Origin of the sequence: Pseudoduganella buxea (assembly GCF_009720835.1) — a bacterium.
Lineage (GTDB): Bacteria > Pseudomonadota > Gammaproteobacteria > Burkholderiales > Burkholderiaceae_D > Rugamonas > Rugamonas buxea.
The window spans coordinates 1-8984 of record NZ_WNKZ01000148.1 but is presented as its reverse complement, the minus strand read 5'-3'; the positions used below and the strand labels follow the sequence as shown (position 1 = coordinate 8984).

6 protein-coding genes are annotated in these 8984 nt (G+C 71.4%); 5 read left to right on the top strand and 1 reads right to left on the bottom strand.

Annotated features, from left to right (window positions below; all coding sequences use genetic code 11):
• From GM672_RS26460 to GM672_RS26440, 5 genes are all read left to right on the top strand, one after another.
• The coding region (locus tag GM672_RS26460; RefSeq protein ID WP_155473505.1) for a bifunctional acetate--CoA ligase family protein/GNAT family N-acetyltransferase at window positions 1-2374 on the top strand (2374 nt) is incomplete at its 5' end.
• Between the two features lie 73 nt (window positions 2375-2447).
• Window positions 2448-2897, top strand: coding sequence for an FKBP-type peptidyl-prolyl cis-trans isomerase (locus tag GM672_RS26455; RefSeq protein ID WP_155473504.1), 450 nt, complete (start codon window positions 2448-2450; stop codon window positions 2895-2897).
• A gap of 98 nt (window positions 2898-2995) precedes the next feature.
• Window positions 2996-4786: a serine hydrolase domain-containing protein gene (locus GM672_RS26450; RefSeq protein WP_170300260.1), complete on the top strand. Its 1791-nt coding sequence runs from the start codon at window positions 2996-2998 to the stop codon at window positions 4784-4786.
• Between the two features lie 175 nt (window positions 4787-4961).
• The gene (locus tag GM672_RS26445) at window positions 4962-6749 is read left to right on the top strand and encodes a putative bifunctional diguanylate cyclase/phosphodiesterase (protein WP_155473502.1); all 1788 of its coding nucleotides are present in this window, start codon (window positions 4962-4964) and stop codon (window positions 6747-6749) included.
• Between the two features lie 66 nt (window positions 6750-6815).
• The gene (locus GM672_RS26440; protein ID WP_155473506.1) at window positions 6816-7817 is read left to right on the top strand and encodes a 2-hydroxyacid dehydrogenase; all 1002 of its coding nucleotides are present in this window, start codon (window positions 6816-6818) and stop codon (window positions 7815-7817) included.
• Window position 7818: 1 nt separating this feature from the next.
• Here GM672_RS26440 and GM672_RS26435 read toward each other — a convergent pair.
• Window positions 7819-8984 (bottom strand): HAD-IC family P-type ATPase (locus GM672_RS26435; protein WP_155473501.1); only part of this gene is annotated, 1166 nt, incomplete at its 5' end.

Sequence of the window (8984 nt, the reverse complement as noted above, 5' to 3'; positions counted from 1 at the left end):
GGATGGTGCCGCCCCCGGCGGCGGCACCCTGCGCCAGGCCATGCTGACGGCGGCGCGGCCCTGGCTGCTGCGTGTGCTGGGGCCGAACTGCCTGGGCCTGCTGGTGCCGGGTATCGGCCTGAACGCCAGCTTCGCGCCCGTCGGCGCGCTGCCCGGGCGGCTGGCCTTCGTGTCGCAGTCCGGCGCGCTGGTGACGACGGTGCTGGACTGGGCCCGCACGCGCGGCATCGGCTTTTCCAGCTTCGTGTCGCTGGGCGACGGCAGCGATGTCGACGTCGGCGACCTGCTGGACTACCTGGCGGGCGACCCCGGCACGGATGCCATCCTGCTGTACGTGGAGAGCGTGCGCCACGCGCGCAAGTTCATGTCGGCCGCGCGCAGTGCCGCCCGCGGCAAGCCGACGCTGATCGTCAAGGCCGGCCGCTCGCAGGACGCAGCCAAGGCGGCCTTCAGCCACACGGGCGCGCTGGCTGGCGCCGACCTGGTCTACGACGCCGCGCTGCGCCGGGCCGGCATGCTGCGCGTGCTCAATACCGAAGCCCTGTTCGACGCGGTGGCGATGCTGGCCCGGCCGCGGCCCCTGCACGGCGAACGCCTGGCCATCCTGACCAACGGCGGCGGTGCGGGCGTGATGGCCGTCGATGCGCTGGTGGCGGCCAACGGCACCCTGGCGACCCTGGCGCCGCAGACGGTGGAGGCGCTGTCGCAGGTGCTGCCGGCCACCTGGTCGCACGGCAATCCCGTCGACATCATCGGTGACGCGCCGCCCGAGCGCTACCGCGACGCGCTGGCCGTGCTGCAAGGCGCGCCGGAAGTGGACGCCGTGCTGCTGCTGCATGCGCCCACGGCCATCGTGCCCAGCGCGGCCATCGCCACCCGGTTGCTGCCACTGCTGCAGAGCGGTGGCCGGCCCGTGCTGACGTGCTGGCTGGGCGGCGACAGCGTGGCGGCCGCGCGGCGCCTGTGCCTGGACGCCGGCCTGCCCGTGTTCGACACGCCGGAAGGGGCCGTGCAAGGCTTCGGCCAGCTGGTGCAGTACCGCCGCAACCAGGCCTTGCTGATGCAGGTGCCGGCCGCGCTGGCGGGCGCCGAAGCGGACCGCGCCGGTGCCCGCGCCAGGGTCGCCGCGCTGGTGGCCGCCGGCACCTTGCGGGTGGGGGAAGCGGACAGCAAGGCCATCCTGGCCGCCTACGGCATTCCCGTCGCGCGCACCGTCGTCGTCGAAACGGCGGACCAGGCCATCGCCGCGGCGGCCGACATCGGCTACCCCGTCGCCGTCAAGCTGCTGTCACCCGACGTCGTCCACAAGACCGACGTGGGCGGCGTCGTGCTCGATATCGACCACCCGGACGCACTGCGCGCTGCCCTCGCCGACATTCCCCGCCGCCTGGCGCAGCACCAGCCGGGCGCCCGCATCGCCGGCTACACGGTGCAGCAGATGGTGCGGCGGCCCCGCGCCGTGGAGCTGATCGTCGGCATTTCGACCGATCCCGTGTTCGGGCCCGTCGTCCTGTTCGGCCAGGGCGGCATCGCCGTCGAAGTCGTGGCCGATCAGGCCGTCGCGCTGCCGCCGCTGAACCGCGTTCTGGCCGCGGACCTGGTGGGCCGCACGCGCGTGGCGAAGCTGCTGGCCGGCTACCGCGACCGCCCGGCCGCCGACTTCGATGCGCTGTGCGACGCCCTGGTGCGGATCGGCCAGATGGCCTGCGACCTGCCGGAACTGGCCGAACTGGACATCAACCCGCTGCTGGCCGACAGCGCCGGCGTGGTGGCGCTGGACGCGCGCATGCGCCTGACCGCCGTGGCGCCGGGCAGCGACCCGCTGGCACGCCTGGCCATCTTGCCTTACCCGGATGAACTGGAACAGCGCTGGCCGTGGGCCGGCGGCACCGTCACGATCCGGCCAGTGCGCCCCGAGGACGGGCCGGCTCACCAGGCCTTCTTCGCGGCGCTGTCCGCCGAGGACATCCACTTCCGCCTGTTCGCCGCGCTGCGCGAGCTGTCGCCGGCCCAGCTGGCCCGCTTCACGCAGATCGACTACGCCCGCGAAATGGCCTTCATCGCCACCCGCGAGGGGGCCGCCGGCCAGCCTGAAACCCTGGGCGTGGCCCGCGTCGTGGCCGACCCGGACAATGTGCGGGGCGAATTCGCCGTTACCGTGCGCACTGACCTGAAGGCGCGCGGCCTGGGCCACCTGTTGATGACGCGGCTGATCGACTACTGCCGCGCGCGCGGCCTGGCCGAACTGACCGGTACGGTACTGCCCGATAACGTGCGCATGCTGGCCCTGGCGCAGGCGCTGGGCTTCACGACCAGGCGCGCTGACGACCTCGTCGAGCTGCGGCTGGACCTGGCGCCGGGTGGGCAGGCGTAGCGTGGGTGTTGGCAGCGGGCCGCCCGCAAGGTATGCTCCGGCGGCATCCCGACCATCCATACGAAAGAACAATATGAAACAACTGCTGTCTTCCTGCGCCCTGGGCCTTGTCCTGAGCGTGGGCCTGTCCGCCTGCGACCGCGCCAAGACGCCGCCGCCGGCACCCGCCGAGGCCACGCCGACGGTGGCCTTCCAGAAGACCGATGCCGTCGTCGGCACGGGCAAGGAAGCCACCGCCGGCTCGACGGCCGTGGTCCATTACACGGGCTGGCTGTACGCGCCGGCCGCGCCCCAGCAGCACGGCGAGAAATTCGATTCCTCCGTCGGGCGCGGCCCGTTCAGCTTCCAGCTGGGCGCCGGCCAGGTCATCAAGGGCTGGGACGAAGGCGTGCAGGGCATGAAGGTGGGCGGCAAGCGCACCCTGATCGTGCCGGCCGCGATGGGCTATGGCGAGGGCGGCGCCGGCCCGATTCCGCCGAATGCCACCCTGATCTTCGACGTGGAGCTGCTGGAAGTGCGCTGACCGGCGGCGGGAAACCGGCTACAGGTTTCCCGCCGATTTCACCGCGATTTCACCACCCCTGCGCCATGCTGGGGCTCGTCCACCATTGCGAGTCCCATGTGAAAACCGTCGCCTGTCTGCCGTTGCTGCTGCTACTGCTCTTGCTGTCGTTGGCCGCGCCCCTGCGCGCAGCGCCAAGCGTGGGCGAGGCCATCTCGGCCCTGCTGGTCGAGGAGAAGCTCGACGGCGCCGTCTGGGCGACGCTGGAAGGGGAAGGGGCGGCAGGCGTCAGTCATGCCGGGCGCCGCACGCCGATGCGCGCAGACAGCCGCGTGCACGTGGGTTCGATCGCCAAGACCGTGCTGGCCGCCGGCGTGCTGCGCCTGGTCAGCCAGGGACGCCTGGACCTCGATACGCCCGTGGCGCCCCTCCTTCCCGCGCTGGATTTCGACAATCCGTGGCAGGCCCACGACCCCGTGCGCGTGCGCCACCTGCTCGATCACACGGCGGGGCTGGACGACGCACGCCTGTGGCATATCTTCAGCGGCAAGGCCGATCCCGACGCACCGCTGGCGGCCGCCTTTCCCGCCGGCCGGGGCGTGCTGCGCGTGCGCACGCGGCCCGGTGCGCGCACTTCCTATTCGAACATGTCGTACACCTTGCTGGGCATGGTGATCGAGGCGACAGTGGGCCAGCGCTACGAGCGTTACCTGGACCGCGCGCTGCTGGCCCCGCTGGGCATGCGCGACAGCACCTTCACGTTCGTATCGCAGGCACGCGATCCGCGCCTGGCGATGGGCCACTTCGAGGGCGGCGTTGCCCATGCGGCGATGCCGTCCTACCTGCGCCCGGCCGGCCAGTTCACGACGACGGCGGGCGACATGGTCCGGTTCGCCCGCTTCCTTATGGGCGACGGCACGCTTGCCGGGCAGTCCTTCATCGCGCCCGCGCTGTTGCGGCGCATGGGGCAGGGCGCCGGCCAGGAAGCGGCGCGGGCCGGCCTTCAGCTCGGCTACGGCCTCGGCCTGCGTACTGTCGACCGCCACGGTGCAGTGGCCCGCTGCCATGGCGGCAACGGCATCGGCTTTCGCGCGATGCTGTGCCTGTTCCCGGTGCCCCGGCAGGCATTTTTCATTGCCATCAACACCGACAGCGAGACGGCCGATTACCAGCGCTTCGACGCGCTGCTGACCCGGGCACTGGTGCCGGCCGTCGCCAGCCCCGTGCCGCCGCCGGCCCCGGTGCCGCGCTTCGAGAGTGGGCCTTGGCTGGGCTTCTACCTGCCCGCCCCGAACCGTTTCGACACGATGCGCCTGGTCGATAGCGCCTTCGGCTTTGTCCGCCTGCACGGCAACGGCGGGAATCTCGTGTTCACGCCCTTCCAGCGCGCCGCGATCGAACTCGTGCACGAAGGCGGCGGGCTGTTCCGCCCGCGGGGAAAGTTGCTGGCCTCGCATGCGCTGCTGACGTCGAGCGACGGCCGTCGCATCGTCACGAACGGTACGCAGAGCTACGCCCAGGTGCCGTTGCCCTGCCTGGTGTTGCTGTGGTCCAGCCTGGCCGCCGGCGCACTGGGGCTGGTGACGATTGCGCTACTGGCCGGCGTGCGCGTGGCACGACGGCGCTTCGCCGTGGCCGATCCGCTCGCCCTGCCGCTGGCCGGCATGCTCGCGCTGCTGCTGCCCTTGCCATTTTTCTACGCCCAGTCCCTCGTGCGGCTGGGCGACCTGACGGTGGCCAGCGCGCTGCTTGCCGTCGTTACGGCCTTGCTGCCGGTGGCGATGGCTGTCGGGTTGGCCAGGTCACTGCGCCGAAAGGCCAGCATGGACGCTGCGGCCAGCCTGGCGGTCCTGCAAGCGTGCGTCGTGCTGGCGACAGGCGGTCTGCTGCCCTTGCAGCTGTGGCGCTAGCGCCACGCCAGGCCGCCGCCACACGGTTGACGACGTCAAGGGGGACGGAAATATAGTTTCCGTAGTACAATCTCTTCAAGAAGATTCGACCCGGCCGCCGCCCCGCCGCCCGCCTTATTTCCGGTGCCCCAGCCCCGCATCGCAATTCCGGCTTCCCGCCCGTCCCGTTACCACCATGACCGTCCACAATGAAACCGCGCGCCTGGCCGCGCTGCGCAGGCTCGACCTGCTCGACACGCCGCCCAGCGAAGCGTTCGACCGCATCACCCGCATGGCGGCGCGCCTGTTCGACCTGCCCATCGCGGCCGTGTCGCTGACGGATGCCGACCGGCAGTGGTTCAAGTCGAAGGTGGGCGTCGAGCACTGGTCGATCCCCCGTCTGCAGGCGCCATGCGCGGCCGTGTGCGACGGCGACAATTTCCTGGTCATTCCCGACCTGCTGGAAGACGAACATTTCCGCGACAGCCCGCTGGCCGCCTCCGGCGTGCGCTTCTACGCGGGCGCGCCGCTGACGGACCGGGACGGGCATACGCTGGGCGCCATGTGCGTGCTGGGCACGGCACCGCGCCAGATCACGGCGGCCGAGCGCGACGTCCTGACGGACCTGGCCGCGATGGTGATGGCCCAGATCGAATTGCAGCATACCTTGGGTCGCATCGATCCCATCAGCCACCTGCCGAACCGCAACCAGTTCCTCGACGATTTCGCCGACCTGCCCAAGGCCCGGCCCCACGGCGCGCCGGCGCTGGCCGTACTGCTGCACCTGGCGAGCCCGGCGCAGCTGGCCAACGCCGCGCGCGTCATGAGTTCCTGCTACCTGGATGCGATGGTCAACGAAGCGGTGCGCTCGCTGTCGATCCGGCTGGGCGGCACCACGCGCATGTACCAGCTGGGGCCGACGCAGGTGGCCCTGATCGCGCCGCAAGGCACGAGCGCCGCCACCTGCCGTGCAGCGCTGGCGAGCTGGGTCGACGAGCGCGACCTGTGGTCGACGTCGCGCTTCGTGACGACACCGGCGGCCGGTATCGCGCCCTTCACGGTGGGCGAGACGGCGGCCCTCGACGTGCTGCGCTTCGCCGAAAGCGCCGTGCAGGATGCGTTCGCGGCCGGCGCCGCCGTGGCCGTGTATTCGTCGGCCCAGGATGCGGCCTACCTGCGCCGCTTCACCTTGCTCAACGAATTCGGCCGCGCCCTGGCCCAGCCGGACCAGCTGCGGCTCGTGTTCCAGCCCCGCGTCGACCTGGCCAGCGGGGCCTGCGTGGGTGCCGAGGCGCTGTTGCGCTGGCGCCACCCGCAACTGGGCGACGTCTCGCCCGGCGAATTCATGCCCATCGTCGAGCAGACGTCGATGGCACGGCCCACCACGGCCTGGGTCATCGACGCGGCGCTGCGGCAGATGGCGGCCTGGCGCGCGGCAGGCCTGCGTCTGCCGCTGTCGGTGAACGTGTCGGCGCCGAACCTGCTGGAAGCCGATTTTGCCGACCGCGTGCTGGCCCTGCTGTGCCAGCATGACATCGAACCGGGCCAACTGGAACTGGAAGTGACGGAGAGCGCGGCGATGGAGAACCTGGCCACCGCCCACGCCACCCTGGCCCGGCTGCACGGGGCCGGCGTGCGCGTGGCGATCGACGACTTCGGCACAGGCTACAGCAGCCTGGCCTACCTGCAGTCGATCCCGGCCCACGTGGTGAAGATCGACCAGAGCTTCGTGCGCGGCATGGAGCACGACGCGCGCAAGGGCTCGCTGGTGACGGCCATGATCGGGCTGTCGCACGACCTGGGCTACCGCGTCGTGGCCGAAGGCGTGGAGACGGACCACGCCAGGGTGCTGCTGCGCGAGGCCGCCTGCGACGAGGCCCAGGGGTACTTCTTTGCCCGCCCGCTGGAGCCGGCCGCGCTGTGCGCGTGGCTGCGCGAACGCGCGCCCGGCCAGCCCTTGCGCGAGGCCGCGCTGGTAGAATGAGGCGGCGGCATGTGCCGCCCTACCAGGACGCCATCGATGCAGGAACAGCCCTCCCGGCAAGGCGCGCTGCGCATTGCCATGTTCAGCAGCCAGCCTTACGACCGCCGCTTCTTCGAGGAGGCCCGCGCGGCCCGCAACGACGGCGCCGAGATCCACTACCACGCCACCGCCCTCGATGCGGAAACGGCAGTGCTGGCCCAGGGCTGCACGGCCGTCTGCGTGTTCGTCAACGACGTGCTGGACGCGGCCACCCTGGACTTGCTGCATGGCCTGGGCGTGCGCGCCTTGCTGCTGCGCTGCGCCGGCTTCAATAACGTCGACCTGCACGCCGCCGCGCGCCTGGGCATGTTCGCCGCGCGGGTGCCGGCCTATTCGCCCGAGGCCGTGGCCGAGCATGCGCTGGCCATGATCCAGACCCTGAACCGGCACACGCACCGGGCTTACGCGCGCGTACGCGAGGGCAATTTCGCGCTGGAGGGCCTGCTCGGCATGACCCTGCACGGCAAGACGGCCGGCATCGTCGGCACGGGCAAGATCGGCCTGGCCACGGCCCGCATCCTGAACGGTTTCGGCTGCCGCGTGCTGGGCTTCGACCCTTTCCCGTCACCCGCCTTCGCGCCGCTGGGCACGATGGTGCCGCTGGCACAACTGCTGGCCGAGTCGGATATCGTGTCGCTGCATTGCCCGCTGACGGACACCACCCGCCACCTGATCGACGCCGCCACCCTGGCCGCGATGAAACCGGGGGCCATGCTGGTCAACACGTCGCGCGGCGGGTTGATCGACACTGCCGCCGTCATCGAGGCCTTGAAGTCGCGCCAGCTTGGCGCCCTGGCCATCGACGTCTACGAGCAGGAAAGCGCGCTGTTCTTCCATGACCATTCCGGCGACATCCTGACGGACGACATTTTCGGCCGCCTGCTGACCTTTCCGAACGTCCTGATCACGGGTCACCAGGGCTTCTTCACGATCGAGGCGCTGCGCGAGATCGCCGCCATCACCTTCGACAACCTCGATTGCTTCCGGCGCGGCGGCCAGTGCGCCAACCTGCTGCCGGCACCGGACTGACTCATCCCGGGCGAGGATGCAGCCGCGCCAGCACGGCGCGGGCCAGCTGCAGGCCCGCCATGATGAGCAGGCCCACGCCGGCGGCCATGACCAGCTGCGGCACCGTCAGCGGCGCAAAATGGAACAGCCTCGCCAGCAGGGGCACATACAAGGTGGCCGCCAGCATCGCCAGGGCCGTGCCGGCCACGCCCCAGAACAGGGGATTCGATGCCGCCAGCGCGCGCAGGCCGCCCCCGCGCACGCGGTGCGACAGCAGCAGCGCCAGGTTGGCCAGCACCAGACTGGCGAAGCCGAAGGCACGTGCCGTATCGGCCGGCAGGCGCGCCGCCGCCACGCCGTAGCACAGGGCCAGCACGGCCAGCACGGCGGCGCCTTCGCCCAGCGCGCGCAGGATGGCACGGGTGCTGAACAGGGGCATGTCGCGCGGGCGGGGCGGGCGCCGCATCAGGTCCCGTTCGGCCGGTTCGTTCTCGAACACGAGGGCGCAGGCGGGATCGATCACCAGTTCCAGGAACACGATATGGGCCGGATACAGCATCGCCGGCCAGCCCAGCAGCGCGGGCAGCAGCGCCATGCCCGCGATCGGCACGTGGATGGCGACGATATAGGCCATCGACTTGCGCATATTGTCGAAGATGCGGCGGCCCGCCTGGACGGCGTCGACGATCGACGCGAAGCGATCGTCCAGCAAGGTAAGTTGGGCCGCCTCGCGCGCCACGTCGGTCCCGCGCAAGCCCATGGCCACGCCCACATCGGCGGCGCGCAGGGCCGGCGCGTCGTTGACACCGTCGCCCGTCATCGCCACCACGGCGCCGCCCCGCTGCAGGGCCTGGACGATACGCAGCTTCTGCTCGGGGACGATGCGGGCGCATACGTTGGCCCCGGACAGCCGTGCGGCCAATGCCGTGTCGTCCAGCCCGTCCAGCGCGGCGCCGTTGACGACGTCGCCGGCGGCGATGCCGGCCTGGCCCGCGATGGCCTGGGCCGTGGCGGGATGGTCGCCCGTGATCATGATGACGCGCAGGCCGGCCGCCCGGCACGCCGCGACGGCATCGGGGATGTCGGCACGCAGCGGGTCGGCCAGCGCGCACAGGCCCAGAAAGCCGAAGGGCAGGGCGGCGGGATCGTCCGGCCATGGACCGTCGTGGGTCGCGCCGGCCACGGCCA